The 19281-nt window shown below is 37.8% G+C and carries 21 protein-coding genes, 1 pseudogene and 1 other annotated feature; of the genes and pseudogenes, 3 read left to right on the forward strand and 19 right to left on the reverse strand.

All coding sequences use genetic code 11. The features are described from left to right. Positions 1-29: 29 nt before the first annotated feature. The 15 genes and pseudogenes from JNUCC25_RS13995 to JNUCC25_RS14065 form a co-directional block, all read right to left on the reverse strand. A pseudogene (locus JNUCC25_RS13995) lies at positions 30-377 on the reverse strand (DUF805 domain-containing protein). Positions 378-645: 268 nt separating this feature from the next. Next, the gene (locus JNUCC25_RS14000; protein WP_213018284.1) at positions 646-1062 is read right to left on the reverse strand and encodes a DUF4275 family protein; all 417 of its coding nucleotides are present in this window, start codon (positions 1060-1062) and stop codon (positions 646-648) included. An 84-nt stretch (positions 1063-1146) separates the two neighbouring features. Next, on the reverse strand, positions 1147-2376 hold the full coding sequence (locus tag JNUCC25_RS14005) for an MFS transporter (RefSeq protein ID WP_064471788.1): 1230 nt from the start codon (positions 2374-2376) through the stop codon (positions 1147-1149). Between the two features lie 67 nt (positions 2377-2443). Next, positions 2444-2688, reverse strand: a binding site (T-box leader). Positions 2689-2730: 42 nt separating this feature from the next. Further along, on the reverse strand, positions 2731-3345 hold the full coding sequence (locus tag JNUCC25_RS14010) for an AmiS/UreI family transporter (RefSeq protein WP_013057473.1): 615 nt from the start codon (positions 3343-3345) through the stop codon (positions 2731-2733). Between the two features lie 148 nt (positions 3346-3493). Continuing rightward, on the reverse strand, positions 3494-4675 hold the full coding sequence (locus tag JNUCC25_RS14015) for a NupC/NupG family nucleoside CNT transporter (RefSeq protein WP_013057474.1): 1182 nt from the start codon (positions 4673-4675) through the stop codon (positions 3494-3496). A gap of 19 nt (positions 4676-4694) precedes the next feature. Beyond that, a complete protein-coding gene (locus tag JNUCC25_RS14020; RefSeq protein ID WP_013057475.1) occupies positions 4695-5093 on the reverse strand; it encodes a cytidine deaminase in 399 nt (132 codons plus the stop codon). 59 nt (positions 5094-5152) lie between these two features. Beyond that, positions 5153-5827, reverse strand: a complete 675-nt coding sequence (gene deoC, locus JNUCC25_RS14025) for a deoxyribose-phosphate aldolase (RefSeq protein ID WP_013057476.1) — start codon at positions 5825-5827, stop codon at positions 5153-5155. Positions 5828-5848: 21 nt separating this feature from the next. Beyond that, positions 5849-7150 (reverse strand): pyrimidine-nucleoside phosphorylase, encoded by a 1302-nt coding sequence (locus JNUCC25_RS14030; RefSeq protein ID WP_013057477.1) that lies wholly within the window; start codon positions 7148-7150, stop codon positions 5849-5851. Positions 7151-7332: 182 nt separating this feature from the next. Then, positions 7333-7656 (reverse strand): hypothetical protein, encoded by a 324-nt coding sequence (locus JNUCC25_RS14035; RefSeq protein ID WP_064471790.1) that lies wholly within the window; start codon positions 7654-7656, stop codon positions 7333-7335. A 5-nt stretch (positions 7657-7661) separates the two neighbouring features. Then, positions 7662-8606, reverse strand: coding sequence for a sugar-binding transcriptional regulator (locus JNUCC25_RS14040; RefSeq protein WP_029322361.1), 945 nt, complete (start codon positions 8604-8606; stop codon positions 7662-7664). 138 nt (positions 8607-8744) lie between these two features. After that, positions 8745-9719 (reverse strand): HNH endonuclease, encoded by a 975-nt coding sequence (locus JNUCC25_RS14045; protein WP_064471791.1) that lies wholly within the window; start codon positions 9717-9719, stop codon positions 8745-8747. 38 nt (positions 9720-9757) lie between these two features. After that, positions 9758-10084, reverse strand: coding sequence for a nucleoside triphosphate pyrophosphohydrolase (locus JNUCC25_RS14050; RefSeq protein ID WP_013057482.1), 327 nt, complete (start codon positions 10082-10084; stop codon positions 9758-9760). 34 nt (positions 10085-10118) lie between these two features. Beyond that, positions 10119-10859, reverse strand: coding sequence for a glycoside hydrolase family 25 protein (locus tag JNUCC25_RS14055; RefSeq protein ID WP_078081922.1), 741 nt, complete (start codon positions 10857-10859; stop codon positions 10119-10121). A gap of 129 nt (positions 10860-10988) precedes the next feature. After that, positions 10989-11300 carry a hypothetical protein gene (locus JNUCC25_RS14060; RefSeq protein ID WP_057273377.1) on the reverse strand — a complete coding sequence of 104 codons (312 nt, stop codon included), beginning with the start codon at positions 11298-11300 and terminating at the stop codon, positions 10989-10991. Positions 11301-11604: 304 nt separating this feature from the next. Beyond that, entirely contained in the window at positions 11605-11793 is a 189-nt protein-coding gene (locus JNUCC25_RS14065; protein ID WP_253880568.1) for a hypothetical protein, read from the reverse strand. Between the two features lie 609 nt (positions 11794-12402). Between JNUCC25_RS14065 and plsY the strand changes: the two genes are divergently transcribed. After that, positions 12403-12990: a glycerol-3-phosphate 1-O-acyltransferase PlsY gene (plsY, locus tag JNUCC25_RS14070; protein ID WP_029322369.1), complete on the forward strand. Its 588-nt coding sequence runs from the start codon at positions 12403-12405 to the stop codon at positions 12988-12990. A 320-nt stretch (positions 12991-13310) separates the two neighbouring features. Continuing rightward, on the forward strand, positions 13311-14183 hold the full coding sequence (gene htpX, locus JNUCC25_RS14075; RefSeq protein WP_251386054.1) for a protease HtpX: 873 nt from the start codon (positions 13311-13313) through the stop codon (positions 14181-14183). A 42-nt stretch (positions 14184-14225) separates the two neighbouring features. Here htpX and JNUCC25_RS14080 read toward each other — a convergent pair whose 3' ends face one another. Next, the gene (locus tag JNUCC25_RS14080) at positions 14226-15212 is read right to left on the reverse strand and encodes an MBL fold metallo-hydrolase (RefSeq protein WP_064471793.1); all 987 of its coding nucleotides are present in this window, start codon (positions 15210-15212) and stop codon (positions 14226-14228) included. Between the two features lie 312 nt (positions 15213-15524). Here JNUCC25_RS14080 and JNUCC25_RS14085 point away from each other — a divergent pair, with 312 nt between their 5' ends. Then, positions 15525-15848 carry a YnfA family protein gene (locus tag JNUCC25_RS14085; RefSeq protein ID WP_014459650.1) on the forward strand — a complete coding sequence of 108 codons (324 nt, stop codon included), beginning with the start codon at positions 15525-15527 and terminating at the stop codon, positions 15846-15848. A gap of 123 nt (positions 15849-15971) precedes the next feature. Here JNUCC25_RS14085 and JNUCC25_RS14090 read toward each other — a convergent pair whose 3' ends face one another. The 3 genes from JNUCC25_RS14090 to JNUCC25_RS14100 form a co-directional block, all read right to left on the reverse strand. Beyond that, complete coding sequence (locus tag JNUCC25_RS14090; RefSeq protein WP_064471794.1) at positions 15972-17255, reverse strand: ABC transporter substrate-binding protein; 1284 nt, start codon at positions 17253-17255, stop codon at positions 15972-15974. A 70-nt stretch (positions 17256-17325) separates the two neighbouring features. Beyond that, positions 17326-18153 (reverse strand): carbohydrate ABC transporter permease, encoded by an 828-nt coding sequence (locus JNUCC25_RS14095; RefSeq protein ID WP_013057493.1) that lies wholly within the window; start codon positions 18151-18153, stop codon positions 17326-17328. Beyond that, positions 18153-19115: a carbohydrate ABC transporter permease gene (locus JNUCC25_RS14100; RefSeq protein WP_013057494.1), complete on the reverse strand. Its 963-nt coding sequence runs from the start codon at positions 19113-19115 to the stop codon at positions 18153-18155. Before JNUCC25_RS14100 ends, JNUCC25_RS14095 begins: the two co-directional genes overlap by 1 nt. Positions 19116-19281: the final 166 nt, after the last annotated feature.

The following is a 19281-nucleotide window of genomic DNA, read 5'->3' on the forward strand; positions in this document are numbered from 1 at the left end:
TAACTTTTTAAACTAATAAACTACTCTGGTTAAGATGCCTGCGTGTCTGTGTGGTAAATATTGGCTGTTACTTCGCTTCTTTGACAAAATAAGATAAGCAGCCAAATGCCTCCGATAACTGGAACAAAGTTAATTAAATATCACCAGCTGCTTCTTCCTATGTCATGCAATCGGCGTGCCGTCACAGCAAGAGATGGAATGAAGACTGCAACAAGATAAACTATACGCAAAAACGGAGGCATATCTGTTATAAGTTCAATAGCTGAAAGCACACACCATATAATAAAATTAAATAAGACAAACATCCAATACTCTTTACGCGTCGCTCTCCCTTGAAACGTTCTATAATTTTTAAGTACATGTAGATACCATTTCATACAAAAACCTCCTTTTTCAAAACAAATTTTGTAAGACAAGCTTACTAGCAGTAATTGCCTTAGCATACAAAAAATTAATTTCATATCCTATTTTTTTAAAAAACCCCAAATGGTAATATATAGGATATATATGGATAATATTTAGTAATAAATACCCAAAAATTTTAGATTAAAAACCATTGTATTACTATAATTACTTTTAATTAATAAAATGTTCTTTTATAGAAAAAACCTGCCATATTAATAAACACGGCAGGCTCTATCTTTATTATGTTCGGTAAAAGTAAGGTCCACATGAGCTTTCATGGGTAATCACGTAAGTCCATGTGAAATCTTCATCAACCACATATAAATCTTCTAAATACATGTTTGTATTTTTACTTAAATCAGCGCTTGTTAGATGCTTACATTTAGATAGCTGCAGCACCCGTTCATCATGCTCAAACAACAAATAACAGTCGTTCTTTATTTGCTGTTCGAACGCTTGAATCGCTTGTTCTCCTTGTAAGCAAGGGAGCTTTTCATAGCTAAATGCATGCCACAGAAACTGGTCCATATAAATTTTCTTTTTTTGCGATGCGCTTAAAGCACTTGCAAATTCATTTTCCCACCGCTTTCGGAAGAACTCACCTTGATTCGGTAATTTTTTAACAAACATTCCTTTTTTCTTTAACGCATCTTTCATTTTCACTGTGCTTTCTCATCCTTTATTCTGTATTCATTTCTTTTTATCGGCTTCTTAACTTATTTGTCCAATAGTACCGGTGCGTTAGATTCCTTGCTTTTTGACCAAATTCACTTTATAAAACGTAGGCTTTAACGTGCACAAAAACAATATAATCGTACTTAAAAACATAATCAGGCTTCCACCAACTACAGCTCCTTGAATCGAAAAGATGTGCGCAGCCATGCCGCATAAAAAAGTCATGATAATGATCAGCAGTGACTCAAGCAGTCCATAGATACTTCCTACTCTGCCCATCATGTCAACGGGAATGCTGTTTTGATAAAAGGTTTGAAAACCAGCACTTGCAAAAGCTAACGCAAAAGATAAGCTAAAAAATCCTGTTCCAGTGGTTTGAAGAGAAGACGAACACGCATACAGCAAATAGCCAAGCGATACTCCTACACTGCCGGTACCTATTAGAAAGTTCGTGGACAGCTTCTTAGCAAACAGTGTATTAATAACTGCGCCAATCATAATGCCTGCACCTGCTACGCTCACTAAAAACCCGTACTCGCTTTCGGACAAATGAATGACTTTTGTTGCAAACGAAACTTCAAGTGAATCAATTGCTGTAGCCATGACCATTAAAAAACTGAATAACACATAAATCGTCATAGTATATTTGTTTGTTTTACTAAAACGAAACACCGCTTTCCAGTCTTCTCTAATGGTGTTTACAGAGAGCTTATTTTCTTTAACTTCTGTTTTTGTATCCAGGTTCGGCATAAACAAAGTAACCACCCCTGACAATACCAGCGCTGCAGCATTGGCATAGATAGCAAAAGCAGGCGTTCCAATCATAAATAACGCACCGGCTGCGGCCGGACCAAGAAGAAAGCCTCCTGAGTCAATCAAACTGCGCAGCGAATTAAATCTTTTTCGTTTTTCACTTGGAATAAGCTTTGTGATATAAACCATCGATGCCGGCCGAAACATTGAACTTGCCATACTGATGATAAATACCAGCACATAAATGATCAGTATGGATGAGAAAAACGGAAAGCAAGCAATAATCCCCGCGCGCATCCAATCTAAAAACATCATAAGCTTCCGTTTATTCATGCGGTCAATTAAGCTTCCAGACCATATATTTGTACATAGCGCAGCAAGCGGCTTTATCATGTATAGCCCTGAAACCGCAAGCGGCGAATTCGTCATATCAAGCATCATGACATTTAAAGCAATTAAATAAATCCAGTCGCCGATATTGCTAGTGCCAATTCCAAACAGCAATAAAAACGGGTATTTCCAAGACAACAGCTTATTTTTCATAAAAGAAAGGCCTCCGCTTCATTATTGATTACAGTCAATAAAAAAATCCCACCCCCAAGACATGTGTCTTAGGGGCGAGATTATGAATCGCGGTGCCACCCTAGTTTGTTCATATGTCGCCATATAAACCTTATCGAGTACGGCTTTCGCTTATACTCTAGCTTTGTAACGGAAGCAGCCGTCGCACTATCACGTTAGATCCAATGCGCTGCTCAGAGGCTTGCTTCAACAGCGTTTCTCTTGCTCCTTTTCAGCTTCCGGAGCTCTCTGCTAAGAATACGCGCTGTCTACTTTTCTCTTCACGGCATTTAATTTCTAACATCTTACCATTATTATCTATTTTTTGTAAATACTTTATTTCAAAATCATTTTTTTCGGCTGAGAAAAGAATAGTCGATATCCTACGTATACAAAATAAATGATGGAAGCTACCAGCACGATTCCCCACATATTGTACATATCTTTATTTCCCCATACGCCCGTTAGCGAAAACAGCGCTGGAATTGTTAAGGTCACCCAAGACTGTACAATCGCCACTTTCCCTACATATGCAGATACATCTTTTTTGCTCGTATTAAGCACATAAAATAAAAACCATAAAAATGACCAAAGAATCCATGTAATAGCGTTAACTACGTCATGATAATGAACAAGAGAAACGGTCACGTACACCAAAGCGATAATCGATACCCAAAGCGAGTAATAGCCAAGTCCTGTTCCCTGCATTCCTTTTAATACCGTCACCCCTACATACAAATACGTGAGGCCAAATAAAAAGATTGCCGTTCTTTCATATAAAATCCAGTTGCTTTGGTCTGATGTAATAATTAAATAAAACGGAACAATAACTTGAAAAGCTCCAACAAATAAGTTAAATACGCCTACATTTTTCTCATCTGCTTTTCCAAGCAGCATCAGTCCGTTTAAAAATAAAGCTGCACCTGACAGCAATAGTCCAATTTGATCCATTTTTCAGTAAGAAAAGCCCCCAGCTTTTCTTGTCCTCCTCTGTGTGGATGTTTTTCTTTAGGGTGTGCGGAGTTACGGTTTACATGTAAAAAAGAAAAAGCAATTCCTTTTGAAAAGGAAACTGCTTTTCTTTCTGTTTCTATTACACTTATAAAATAAAGCTGACAACAATCGCTGACAATACGCTTACAAGCGTAGCTCCGTACAGTAAACGAAGACCAAAGCGCGCTACTGTATTTCCTTGCTTTTCGCTTAAGCCTTTAACAGCTCCTGACACGATTCCGATTGATGAGAAGTTAGCAAATGATACTAAGAATACAGATACAATTCCAAGTGTTTTAGCACTGAATGTTGAAGCCATATCCGAAAGACTCATCATTGCCACAAATTCATTTGTTACAAGTTTTGTTGCCATAATTCCACCGGCTGCTACTACTTCTGAAGCAGGAACACCCATAATGAATGCAAACGGTGCAAACACATAGCCAAGCAGATGCTGGAACGACAGACCAAATAACATTTCAAACACGTTATCAATCGCAGCCATCAGCGCAACGAAACCAATCAGCATCGCGCCTACGATAATCGCTACTTTAAATCCATCCATAATATATTCGCCAAGCATTTCGAAGAACGTTTGCTTATGACCTGTTTGTACCTCTAAAATATCTTCTTGATCCGTTACTGTGTAAGGGTTAATGATAGAAGAAATAATAAATCCGCCAAATAAGTTAATAACGATCGCTGTTACTACGTATTTTGGTTCAATCATTGTCATATAAGCACCGACAATTGACATAGAAACAGTCGACATAGCTGATGCACAAAGCGTATATAAACGGTTTGGCGGCAGTTTGTCTAGTTGCTTTTTAACAGTAATAAATACTTCTGACTGACCTACAATCGCAGAAGCTACTGCGTTATAAGACTCTAATTTTCCCATTCCGTTAATCTTGCTGAGAACTAAACCAATCCATTTCATAATGAAAGGAAGAATTTTAAAGTGCTGTAAAATCCCAATCAAGACAGAGATAAAAACGATTGGAAGCAGGACGTTTAAGAAAAACGGCATTGATCCTTTGTTCGCAATGCCTCCAAATACGAACTCTACTCCTTGGTTTGCGTATGAAAGCAGCTTTCCAAAAACGCTGGCAATCGCATTGATAATAATCAAGCCAAACTTTGTATTTAGAAGTAAAGCTGATAAAAGAACTTGAATCACAACCATAATAATGATTGGTCTATATTTGATTTCTTTGCGGTTATTACTTGCAAGATACGCTAATCCAAAGACAACGAGTAACCCTAAGATGCCAATTAAATATTTCATAGTATCCTCCACTGCTTACTTATTTTTGTAAGTCTTTTGATGAAAAATAGCCCGGTAAGATTTCGTTGATGTTGGTAATCACAAAATCTCCTTTTAGGTTTGCTAAGATAATTTGTGTGTGATCATCACAGAACTCAGCTAATACTTGTCTGCATGCGCCGCAAGGAGAAATTGGGCCGTCCGTATCTCCTACAACTGCAATAGCTGAAAACTGCTTGTCCCCTTCTGAAACAGCTTTAAAAATAGCCGTTCGCTCAGCACAGTTCGTCAATCCATAGGAAGCGTTTTCAATATTGCATCCACGATAAATCTTCCCATCGGTTGTTAAAAGAGCTGCACCAACATGGAAATGAGAATATGGTACATGTGCTTGTTTGCTTGCTGCGATTGCTTCATCTATTAATTGTTTTGGCTCCACAGTCATCATCCTTTGCTTAGTTTACAGCAGGTTAGCTAGTACTAACCTGCTGTCATTTATTAATAATCAGAGTTGCTTAATTGACCTTTTGCAATTGATACGCCAGAGCTTGCACCAATACGTGTTGCACCAGCTTCAATCATTGCTTTTGCATCTTCTAAGCCTCGAACGCCTCCAGAAGCTTTTACACCTACATCTGGTCCAACCGTTTTTCTCATAAGCGCTACGTCTTCTACCGTTGCGCCTCCTGTAGAGAAGCCCGTTGAAGTTTTTACAAAATCAGCTCCAGCTTTTACAGCTAGCTCAGAAACTTTTGCTTTTTCTTCGTCTGTTAAAAGAGCTGTTTCAATAATTACTTTTACTAGCGCTTTGCCTTTTGCAGCATCTACTACTGCTTGAATGTCGCTTTGCACTAAGTCATAGTTTTTATCTTTTAACGCGCCGATGTTGATTACCATATCTACTTCATCTGCACCGTTTTCGATTGCATTTGTTGTTTCGAATGCTTTTACTGCTGAAGTAGTAGCTCCAAGAGGGAAACCGATTACCGTACATACCTTCACTTCTGGAGCATCTTTTAATAACTCAGCTGCTTTTTTTACCCACGTTGGGTTTACACAAACCGAAGCGAATGAATATTCTTTTGCTTCTTGTGCTAAAACCGTAATTTGCTCTTCTGTTGCGTCTGCTTTTAATAATGTATGATCAATAATACCCGTAATGTTTTGACTCATTTTGTTCTTCCTCTCTACTTCTTAATGAATTTCTTTATAAATTAACGTTGGAGCTTCCACTTTTTCAGCAACCGTGCTGTAAGAATCATAAACGATATCCATTACTTCCTGTACATCTTCGCTGTTGCTGTGGATGGTAACAAGAGAGTCGCCTTTTTTCACTGAATCTCCAACTTTTTTATTAAGCATGATACCAACTGCTAAGTCGATTTCAGATTCTTTTGTTGCGCGTCCTGCACCTAGCTTCATTGCTGCTACGCCGATTTTTTCTGCAACGATTTCTGAAATGTATCCATCTTCTTTTGCTGGCACTTCAATTTTGTGCGCTGCATCCGGTAATTTAGACGGATCGTCTGCAACAGAAGCGTCTCCGCCTTGTGCGCTTAAGAATGTTTTGAATGATTCTAGTGCTTTTCCGTTTTTAATTACCTCTTGAAGCATTGCACGCGCTTCATCTAAGCTGCTTGCTTTTTCAGCAAGTACAACCATGTGACTTCCTAACGTTAAGCAAAGCTCTGTTAAATCTTCAGGTCCCTCGCCTTTTAACGTGTCGATAGCTTCTTTCACTTCAAGCGCATTACCAACCGCAAAACCTAGAGGCTGGCTCATATCGGAAATGATTGCTTTTGTGTTTCGGCCTACGCCTTTTCCGATTTCAACCATTGCTTTTGCTAATTCTTCAGCGTCTTCAAGCTTCTTCATAAACGCGCCGTTCCCAGTCTTTACATCCAGGCAAATTGCATCTGCTCCAGCTGCAATTTTCTTACTCATAATTGAGCTTGCAATTAACGGAATCGAATCAACTGTTGCTGTTACATCACGAAGCGCATAAAGTTTTTTATCCGCTGGCGTTAAGTCTCCGCTTTGACCGATAACGGCAATTTTATTTGTATTTACTAAACGAATGAATTCTTCGTTTGTAATTTCAACGTGGAAGCCAGGCACTGCTTCAAGTTTATCAATCGTACCGCCAGTGTGTCCTAAGCCGCGGCCAGACATTTTGGCAACCGGTACATCAACCGCAGCTACTAAAGGTCCTAATACAAGTGTTGTTGTATCACCTACGCCGCCTGTGCTGTGTTTGTCTACTTTAATACCTTCAATTTTTGATAAGTCGATTTGATCGCCTGATTCAACCATTGCTTGCGTTAAATTCACGCGTTCTTCCTGTGTCATTCCTTGAAAGTAAATTGCCATCGCAAATGCCGATAGCTGATAATCAGGTAAATCCCCTTTTGTATAACCTTCAATAATAAAATCAATTTCAGCTTTATTTAATTCATGTCCATTACGTTTTTTTTCAATTAAGTCAACCATTCTCATGACGTTTTCCCCCTAAAAGTATCTGCATATTGTGCATCCACTAAAACGTTTTCAACAACTTACACCCTTACTATATAATAGCTTTGAACAATTGTAAACATATATATTTACATTTGTTCAAAAATATTTATAGCCGCTGTTTTAGTGAATAAAAAAAGACTTCCGCACTCAGAAGTCTTCCCTTATTTTTCAGCTTTTATCACAAATAACAACATGATTCGGTACTTATTCTTTACCTTTTTATAAGGAATTAATACGTATGGCTGATCAGGCGGCGTAAACCGTTCAATTCCTTTTTGATTAGCATAAGGAGAAAAATACATTCTTCCCCACCGTTTAATGATATAGCCCGTGGTTCCTTTGGCAATCACTCCGTCTTTTGAAACGTCTGCTTGAAAAGGATACCGATTTCGCTGTGCCTGCAGAGATGACTCCGAATAAGATACACTATCTTCTACTATTTCAATCCGATGAAGCTTTTGCTCTTGAAAAAACAGCGTCTTCATCTCCCTTACTCTTGTTTATCTAACAAAAAGCGCGCCGTGAACTGATCAGTAACGAGCACATTTGCAAATTTTCCTTGCAGCGCTCCGTAAATACTGTCAATTTTCTGGTCGCCGCCGGCTACTAAAATGGCGTACTCTTTCTTCTTTAGTTCTTCCAAATCAAGTCCAAGCGTCCGTTCGTCCAGGCTTTCATTGCAAATTTGTCCATCTTTATCAAAAAAGCGTGAACAAATGTCTCCTACTGCTCGCGAGGAAATCATCTCTACATCTTGTTCGGAAAAGTAGCCAAGCTGAAAAAGCAGCGAATCGGTTTTAATGGGTCCCGTAGTAAATACGGCAATATTGGCTTGTTTGCCTAAATCTAAAATGCGCTTAATATGACGATCCGTTTCCATTGCTTTTTTAACTACCACGTGATCGACAATCACAGGCAGAGGAAGGTGCATAGGAGGCGTATTGTATGCCTTTCCAAATAAGTACATAATTTCAGAAGCATACGTGCTCGTTTCCGAATGGCTTACTCCGCCTTTTAACTGCACAACCTGCACGTCATTCACATACTTTTGTTTTAAATCGATGGCCACTTGATAAAGAGTTGTTCCCCACGTCACCCCAATAATGTCTCCATCTTTTACGATGTCATAGAGATAGTCAGCTGCTGCCACGCCTAGATGACTTTTAATAATGTGATTTTCATATTGAGGAACCGGTGTGACAATTGCTTTTTTTAAATTGAATTTTTGTTCAAGCTGATAAGACAATTTTTCACTATTGATAGATGAATCCACAATTTTAATTTGAACAATGCCTTCTTCTTTTGCTGTCTGCAGCAATCGAGAAACCGTAGGCCTTGATACACCAAGCTTTTTTGCAATTTCACTTTGATTATAATCAAGAATATAATACATCCTTGCCGCTTCAATCACTTTATTAAATTTCTCTTGATCCATCTCCATCGATTTGTTCTCCCTTACCTCATGAATTTCTTATCCCTATTTTACCAAACTTATGTCTTTAGTTTACTTGTTTGGTGAACAAAATTTCAAGAGGGGATTTTGTAACTGAGATGAAAAGACAAATACTTGGGGTTAAGGAGACCAGTTTTCTACGTATCCATTCATTCCAGCATACTCATAAAGAGCTTCTAACTTACGCTCCGAATAATAGTTAAAATCATTGTGAACTGCTGTTAATTTAAGATTATCGTTACGAACAAACATCTTCTCGAGGTATACACTCTTAGCAAGTTTATTGCTCTTTTTTGTGTTGCAAATTTGACAGCTTAACACTAAATTCCACATATTATCTGATTGGATATAACTCCATGGAATAAAATGATCTACATGAGTAGCGATGCGTTTATCAGAAAGACGTTTTCCACAATAAAAACATTCTTTTGTTTCGTATTTCCAAAGTATGTTATAGAATGCATGCAGCGATTCACGTTTTGAAATATTTTCCACTTTCAACAAGACATCATCTAATTTATTTTTGTCATTATGCTTTTCTAAAAATTTCGCCAAATGATAATTGGTTAAATGAGTAACAATTTGTCTATATTTTTGTAAAAAAATATACATACTGCTATTAAACTTTATGTATTCTGTTCTTTTATCAAACTCATAAATAGAACCTTCCATATCTCCGTATAACGCCCCTACTACATACCTTGCCCCCACTTTTTTAGTTCTTTCTACTAACTGCAATTGAAGATTACTTGGTAAACGATCAAATACTACTTTATTGGGGACACCATGCATTAACTGAAATTCCTTTAACTCTTTTTGAATTCCAGCTTGTCTATTGTGTGTATTTAATTGATTTAAATCATGATGAATAACCAAATTCCAATATATTTTAGCAAATGAAAAATACACTTGATCAAACGTGAGTACTAACCGATTGTCAACGTTATATAGGTTTTCAATTAAAGCTTTCATTAATCCATATTTATACGTTGTGGTAAAGTGACCATTAGCGAAAAATTGATTAATAATCTTCCAAATTTCTTGTTCTGTTAAATAAGCTTTTTTTATTTCTCCTACTTTTAAATTAAAACTCACCTGCCACCGCTCGCTCCCTCCACTATTGCACCATCAAACTACACTTCCTCTGTTTCCACTAAATAAACCCGATCATCAAACTTCCCGCGCTCCTTCGCCTTCTCCTCACGCACTTTCTCAAGTTGTTCTGGCGTGGCCCCGTGCACAGCTGCTAGCGCGTGCATAACTTCCAGTAAATCTGCAAGCTCTTCAATAGCCTCTTGATGCGTTTGGGCTTCTATGTACTCTTGAAGCTCTTCTTTTGCCTTTTTCGTCAGCTCATGTTGATATTCCTCTCGCTGGAGCACGCGTGATTTGAAGGTTTTTCCGCTTTGTTCAATAATCGTGGGAATTTTATCTCGCACTAGCTTGTTGTAAGTAGGCATTATTTTTTCCTCCATCTCTTACCTTTCTAGTAAACTAGTATTTTTCAAATTCTGCTTTGTTTCCGTTAAACACATTTAAATCAATAAACGTTTCTTTACCTTTATAGCCGCTTAACCGCCCTTTGTCCGTATACTGCCAAAACGTCCATTTCTTCTGTTCTTCAAGAGTAGGCTTTTTCACAACATCGCGAATCCAAATATCACACTCAGGATATCTGTTTTTAATATACAAGTCATACGCTTTAGGCGTCGTATAAAGAATGACGCGCTTGTCATAATGAGATTCAAGACGTTTAATCATGCTAGAAAGCTCCTTGTATACATGTTTCTGAGACGGAAGGTTTTGTTTTTTATCTCCGTAAAATTCTACATCAATCACTGGAGGCAAATCGTTATTTTTAAGAGAGACCGCTTTGATAAAATTAGCCGCTTGTGTAGAACCTTTGCTATCGTAGCTAAAAAAATGATAAGCTCCGATCCGCATGTTTTTCCGATTTGCTTGTTCCCAGTTTTGTTTAAATAAAGGATCTTGAAATGAACTTCCTTCCGTTGCTTTGATAAAAGCAAACTGAATATCTTGTTTACTCAGCACGCTCCAATCAATCTCCCCTTGATAAGAAGATACGTCTACGCCTTTTACATCATAGCGGTTGGCACTTATCGCATTAGGAATTACCCATCCTTTACTCCATAGTAAAAATATAAAGCTTACAAGAGCAACTAATATGAGTCCTGCTGTAAAAATTCTTTTGTTTTTTTGATTGGCTTTGTCTATTATGTTTACCCCCTTTTTTAGAAAATACTTCTAATATTCTAACATAAAAAGGATTTTCCAAAACAATATAGCCTCCAAGTCTGTGGTAGTAAATACAAAAAACCACCTAAAGATCAGGCGGCTTTTCTTTTATGCTGCGTCTTCAGATAGCTCGTTATCTTTGGCTGCTTCTATCAGTAAGAAAATAGCCGTTAAAATGTGCATGATCATACCGACAATTGGAATCCAGGCAATAGCGGAACAGACAATTCCCATGATATGCCCTGTCCGAACTTTGTTTGTTTTAATGGCAAATACTAAACCTACAATATGCAATGCGAGCATTAGAATGAGCGGCGTGTAGGCTAGACTTATAACCAAGGTGCCGCCTAAGAGGGGAATCCCCCAAAGAGCCTCTAAACCTCCGCTGACCCATTTCAATATACGACTTGCTTTTCCCATTGTATCCTCCCCCTTTGTCTTCAATGTATGCACAAAAGTTTTGTTTCTGAACGTTTGTATATGAAAAAAGTGGCAAAAATACGCGTGCTAAAATAAGCTGATAGCCCCAAACGAAAATAAGTTTTTATGTAGAAATAGTTTAATAGTGGAAAATAAACGCGAGGAAAAGCGTCGTTTTACATGTAATAACGAGGAGCTCTTCGTAAAGAGAGCGAATTAGATATAAACAAAAAAGCCGAACTCAAAATGTAAGCTCGGCTTTTTCTTATATAACAAATAAAAGAATTATAAAATGTTTTTAGTATTAGTGTTCTCGACTCTCCTCAAATTTTTCAACAGCTTCAAAATCAAGCTCGGCTGATATCCAATCGCCTTTTTCCGGGAATTCTAGATTTCGAACGACTATTTTATTCGGCCCTTTTTTTTCTAAAATTTTCGCCTGGCAGTTTTTGTACATAACTACTTCTCGTTCTTTGATATCTGTCCACAACAAGTGCAGAACCCCTTTCAATTTTAAGAAGTTAATATTTCGAAACACTGTTTTACATTTTATTATATTTTTTTGGATTTGTTAATTTTTTTGTCTTGTTTTTTATAAAAAAATATTAAAAGACATTCCTTCTAATACAATATACCCAAAATATCTTTTAATCCTTAAACATTTATGTTATATTTTAAAAATTGTATTACAAGTTCTTTATTTTGTAGAAAAAATCAGAACGGCTTATGCGCAAAAAACTTCGCTGGTGTTGTAGCAAGTTTTTTATTTTTGCCTTTCCGCCTACTCTCTTTTCTTTTTTTACATATTTATAATGGACATGTGGATTCGTCCTAATACGTAGGAAGGCTTGAAAATTCAAAAACATCTTAGCATAAAGTCATGAAGTTATCCCGCTAAAAATACAGTTGAATTTACACATACTCTACCGAAACAGCCAGCACCCTCTATCCATATAAAAGCTACCTTCCACTATTTAAGAAACCACAATTTACTCCCTGGGAAGCATTACATACTGATAGAAGTGTTCAGAAACAAAATAAACTTTACTCTTGATATCTTGCTATAAAATGAATAATAACAACACAATTTGAGGTGCCAATAATGAACGTACTAACAAACGCCATAATTATCTTATTAGCTTATTTCATTGGATCAATTCCTTTTGCTTTAGTGATTGGAAAAGGATTTTACAAAACCGATGTTCGCAAGCACGGGAGCGGTAACTTAGGAGCTACTAATACCTTTCGCACTTTAGGAAAGAAAGCAGGTATTATAGTATTGATCGGCGATATAGCAAAAGGTTCGCTAGCTGTCTGTTTACCGCTTATGATGAATAGTCACTTGCATATGCTTGTCCCTGGATTTATCGCTATTCTTGGACATAGCTATCCGGTTTTTGCAAAGTTTAAAGGAGGAAAATCTGTAGCGACTGCGGCTGGTGTATTCCTTGCATTTTCACCATTAGCTTTCATTCTAGGGGTTCTTGCTTTTTTAATTTCTCTCAAAATTTCTAAATACGTATCCTTATCTTCACCTATTGGCGCATTGGTTGCCTTTTTAGCATCAATTTATGTAGGCGATGTAGTATTAATGGTATTTGCAGCCGTTATTTTTGTTTTCATTACATGGAAACATATTAAAAACTTCAAACGTATTAAATTAGGTACAGAACCAAAGGTTAATTTTTAAACGTAATAAAGTTATTTACTATTAATCTTTAAATATTTTTACTAAAAAGGTGTTCATGATTTGAACACCTTTTTTTATTATTTTAGTACTTCTCGTCCTAAGATAGACGTAAATTATAAAATTTCTTTTAAAAAATGCTCTTGATTATAAAGTAAATCATACATCCCGCTACTTTTTGTATCTCATTTTGTAATTTGATATTTACTATTTAATAACTTAGCATAATAACCTTTTTAATAACTTTGAATAAATAAATGAAACCTTTTCTCTCCTCCAACCGTATACCTATCATGCACGTATTAGTTAAAGGAGGAAGACTTGTGCTAAAACGAATTTCACTGTTTATTTTCGTTAATATTTTAGTATTAATTACAATCACAACCATTACATCTTTATTAGGTGTTCAAAGCTATATGGGAAGCAGCGGTTACGGCGGCCTGCTGGCATTTAGCGTAATTGCCGGCTTCAGCGGCGCGATTATTTCTCTTATGATGTCCCGCGTGATGGCAAAGTGGATGATGGGTGTTCAAGTTATTGATGAACGTTCCCCTCAAGGTGAATACGAACGATTTGTTCTCGAAGAAACGCACCGACTTGCATCTGTTGCAGGATTAAGAAAAATGCCTCAGGTCGGAATTTATCATTCAGCGGAAGTTAATGCTTTTGCAACTGGGCCAAGTAAAAGACGCTCGCTTGTTGCAGTTTCAAGCGGAATGCTTGAACGTATGGACCGCGATGCAATCAGCGGCGTTATCGCTCACGAAATAGCGCATATTAAAAGCGGTGATATGGTCACAACTACGCTTCTGCAAGGAGTATTAAATACATTCGTTATTTTCTTCTCTCGTTTAGTAGCCAAAGCGGTGTCAAACTTTGTGCGAGAAGAGTTTGCGATGGTTGTTTATTTCCTTACATCGATTGTATTTGAGATTCTCTTTAGTATCTTAAGCAGCCCGATTATCTTCTGGCATTCAAGAAGACGTGAATTTAAGGCCGATGAGCTTGCAGCTAAACTCGGCGGCAAGGAAAAAATGATTTATGCGTTAGAATCGCTTCGTCATACTACTTCATTAGTAGATAACCGTCAAAAATCCATTGCTGCTTTTAAAATTAGCGGTAAAGAAAAGTTCTCTCGCTTATTCTCTACTCACCCGCCGCTTGAAAAACGCATTGAGCGCTTGCATTCACTATAAGCAGACAAAACCAGCTTCTTTAAAGAAGCTGGTTTTTTTATGTTATGACTGAGGAGCAAGCACACGTGTAGTTTCCCACAGCAAGACGCCTTCTTCATTTTTTGTTAATTCAACGTATCCTTCTTTCTCTAAATACGTAAGCTGGCCGTACACTTCTGAGAAAATAAAGTCGGGTGCTTTTTGATACATATCCGGGAAAAAAGCAGCGCTGATTTCAAGCGTTGTTTTCTTTCCTTCCCCCATTGCTTGTAACACGCGCAGCGCCCATTTATGCTGCTTTTGAATACGTTCCATAATTAAAGAATGAATGTCATTAAGCGGTTCACCATGACCGCTATAAATCAAATCAATGTCGTAGTTCAACGTTTTTTCAAGAGACGCCAAGTAGTCCAATAGCGGCTTTGGCTTAGGATTTTGAATGGTTGGCTCTAAATATGGGTTGGACGGTACTTTTGGCAAAATATGATCTCCGCCAAACGCGACTTTTTCTTTGCGATTGTAAAACATCAGCTGAGTTAAGGAATGTCCCGGCGTTTCAATTACTTCCCACTCACTCGCATACGGAAGTGTATCTCCTTCTTTCAAATACCCTGCTAGCTTCTGCCCTTTAGGTGAATATACTTGAATTGCAGCCGTTGCTTTACGAAGCCATGTATCCATTACATCATCACTGACTCCAAACTCGATAAGGAAATTACGGTATAGCTCATTATGCTGCTGAACAAACTCTTCATCTTGGTAAATCCAAGGCTCCACAAGCTTATGACCGTAAACCGGTATATCACTCGGCAGCCATTCTAAAAATCCAGTGTGATCCGGATGCTGATGAGTAAGAATAACTTGTTCAATATCTGTTACTTTATATCCTTCTTTACGAAGCGCCTCTTCAAAAACATTCCACGCTTCTTTGGTTTTCATCCCTGCATCAATTAACGTTAACTTGTCTGCTCTTAATAAAAACACATTCACTGGTCCAATTGGAAATGGCGTAGGCAGCTCAATGCGTATCACTTTATGATCTAAACTCATTTTACCAAACCCCTATATCTGCATTCTTTTTACTGCTTTATACTGTTAAACGTTTTATTCTTTTAAATAGTCCCTTTACTACTAACTTCTACCTTTTGTAAAAGTGCGCTGAGCATCAATAATTGGATGACTCTTTGTACTCTTACAAACGTTTTATAATGAATTCATACTATTAATAGTTTAGCAGGTTTGAAGACAAATTGATAAAGGAATGCTTTCCAGTACACTTATTTAAAACGAACAAATGGTCCATCAAACGAAAAAAGTAAGATAGAATAAAGAGAAGAAATGATGATATAAGGAGTATAGTTTATGATTAAAGCGATTTTTCTTTTTATCCTAGCGGGTCTCGCTGAAATTGGCGGCGGCTATTTGATTTGGCAGTGGCTGCGCGAAGGAGCATCAAGCTGGTTAGGGCTGCTGGGCGGTATTGCTTTGGTGCTGTACGGCGTCATTGCTACGTGGCAGTCGTTTCCGGACTTTGGACGTGTATATGCAGCTTACGGCGGCATTTTTATTGTTTTAAGCCTGTTTTGGGCGTGGTGGGTTGATAAAAAAATGCCCGATACATATGATTGGATTGGCGGACTTGTGTGTCTAATTGGCGTAGCCGTTATGCTTTGGCCAAGAAGTTAAGTGATAACGCAGAAAGGCGGCAGAACACATAAATTCTGCCGCCTTTTTTTTTTAGATAAATACAGCTATGTTTCTGGTTTGTGTACCCACAAAAAAAAGACAACCCCAAGGTTGTCTTTTCTATTACTTCAATTCAGCCCATCTTTTATCTAATGATTTTAATAGCTCATCTTCAGATGTTTGGCCGCCGATGTATTCTTGTACATCCGCTCCGAATTTTTGCGTTACGCCTTCAGGGAACTTTGTCCATTCCCAAGGAATCGTTTTTTGATCCTTAGAATATTTAAGAAGTTCTTCGCCTAAAGGTCCGATGTCTTTTGCTTCAATTGATTTAAAGGCTGGAATGTACTTAAAGTCTTCTACTAACGCTTTTTGGCCTTCTTTAGATGTGACCATCCAGTTTAAGAAGTCTTTTGCTGCTTTTTTATCTGCCGCTGGTGCTTGTTTGTGAATAACCCAGTTGCTTGGAACGTCGATTGCAAGCTTGTCAGCTACAGCCGCATCGTCGCTTAGCGGCATAGGTAAAATGCCTACATCCATGTTCGGCGTAATTTTATCAAGCATTGGCTGAATCCAGTTTCCTTGCTGAATCATCGCTGCTTCACCGTTCGCAAATTTTGTTACTTGCGTGTTGTAGTCCGTCGTTAAAGGATTTTTGTTTCCATATTTTACTGTTAAATCAAGCAGCTTTACATACTGTTTGAACTGCTCATTTCCTGCGATTTTCGCACTGCCGTCATTTAATCCTTTAATAAATGCATCGGGATCTTTTTGACTGGCAAATGGAATATTTAAGCCGTGGTTTCCAAGCACCCACCACTCGCCGTAGCCGATAGAAAATGGCGTAATGCCGGCAGCTTTCAGCTTTTTAGCCGCTGCTTCTAATTCTGAATACGTTTTTGGCAGTTCTTTAATGCCTGCTTTTTTGAACAGTTTTTTGTTATATGTAAATCCATAGCCTTCAAGACTGATTGGCTGTCCATATACTTTACCGTCCATCGTCATTGGTGTAAGTGTGTTTTCGTACGCGTCATCAATCCAAGGCTGATCGGATAAATCTTCTAATTTATTTTTCCACGTTTTTGCCTCTTGATATCCGCCGTTTGTGAAAAGGTCAGGTGCATTGCCTGAAGCAAACTGCGCTTTTAAAGCAGCTGCACCGTCAGCTCCTCCACCCACCGTTTGGATATTAAATTTTACGTTTGGATGTTCTTTTGTGTATTGATCAGTTAGAGCTTTTAGCTGATCAGCAATTTCTACTTTTCCTTGAAATACATCTACTACCACTTGATCTCCGCCGCTTTTTTTATTACCAGATGCGCTTTCGTTTGAACACGCAGTTGAAAATAAAAGCGTAGCCGATAAAACACCTACTGCTAAAGGCCATTTTTTCATTTTAAATGCCATTTTCCGTTCCTCCCTATTTGCTGCTGGTTTTGATGCCTCATCCTCAAAACCAGCCCTGTTGCCGTTTCTATTATTTAATTGAACCGCTTGTAATTCCTTTAACAATGTGTTTTTGCATTGCAAAGAAGAAGATTAATAGCGGGATAATACTGATTACAAGTGCTGCTAGTGCTAAATCCCACTGCTTTGTATACTGACCAAAGAAGAAGAATGTCGCAAGCGGAATCGTTCTTAGTTCAGGATCTTGCAGAACAAGAGACGGAAGTAAGAAGTCATTCCAAATCCATAGGCTGTTTAAGATGACAACGGTTACTGTAATTGGCTTTAATAATGGGAATACAATTCTCCAAAATACGCCTAGACGTGAGCATCCGTCGATGATTGCCGCTTCTTCTAGCTCGACTGGAATTCCTTTAATAAATCCGTGGTATAAGAAAATCGTCATACCAGAACCGAAGCCTAAGTACATAATCACGATACCCCAAATGCTGTTTAACAGATTTAAGTTTCCTGCTACTTTTACAAGCGGAATCATGATAGATTGAAACGGAATAACCATTGCCGCTACGAATGCCATAAAGATAATGCTGCTGATTTTTTTCTTTGTTCGAACCAGCATGTAAGCTGCCATTGAACAGAAGATGACTAGAACTGCGTTACTGATGACTGTAATGATTAGCGAGTTGCTAAGCACTTTTAAGTAATTCATTTGGTTGAATGCATTAACAAAGTTTTGAAACTGAATCGTTGTTGGCAGTGCCGATGTGTTTGACAAAATTTCTGCAAATGACTTCAACGAGTTTGAAAGCACATAATAAAAGGGAACCAAGAACACAAGTCCAAGCAGGACCGCTAAAATTTCAACAATAAAGGTTTTGCTCGTATATTTGTTTCCCATTACGATTCAACCTCCTTCTTCTTCGTGTATGTTACTTGAATAATCGTAATCGCTGCTACGACGATGAAGAAAATTAAGGCTTTTGCTTCACCTAGACCGTATCTGTTATTAACAAATGCTTCTGTATAAATGTTAAGCGCTAACATTTCTGTTGATTTGAATGGACCACCGTTTGTTAATGATAAGTTGACATCAAATACTTTGAATGACCATGAAATCGTTAAGAATAAACAAACCGTTACTGCCGGCGCTACCATTGGAATTGTAATATGACGAAGAATTTGCCATCTGCTTGCTCCGTCAATTTTTGCTGCTTCAATCAGCTCTTGCGGTACGTTTTGCAGTGCTGCTGTGTAAATAAGCATGATATAGCCTGCTCCTTGCCATACACTTACAATCACGATGCCCCAAAATGCTGTTTTTGCGTCTCCCAACCAAGGAAGTTCAAAAAGCGAGATTCCCGTAATTTGTCCGATAGATGCAAATCCTTTTACGAAAATGAACTGCCATACAAATCCTAGTAAAAGTCCGCCAATTAAATTCGGCATAAAGAAAACCGTACGTAAAATGTTTCGTGTTTTTAACATCTGAGTAACAAGGATTGCTAACACGAATCCAACCACATTCGTTAAGATAATCGCAACGACCGTATATTTTGTTGTGATCCAAAACGATTGCTGAAACTGCTTATCTTCGGTGAACAAGTACTTAAAGTTATCAAGTCCCACCCAGTTAATCGTACCATTTACTCCGTTCCAGTCTGTAAATGAGTAATAAATCCCTGTAAAAAATGGTATAAGTACAATCACACAAAACGCTAAAAGTGCGGGCCCTACAAATAGTGCAAATAAACCTACATTTTTCAAATTTTTACGTTTTTTCGTATTAATCGATGGTTCTCTTTTAAGTTCTTGCTCTAAAGGAACATATTCTGTCTCCTGTAATTTACTTTGGCTATTCATCTTACTAGCACCTCCCTATGTCTTATTTTAGCGAAATCCGCTATTTATGAAACCGCTTTAATTGACGAGTAGGGTGTAAAATATTGACCTTTGTGCAACATTTTCTCTTCTGTGCAAATTTTACGCCCTTTTTTAAAACATGAAAGAAATAAAAGAAAAAGCTAGA

The organism is Priestia sp. JNUCC 25 (genome assembly GCF_053667915.1).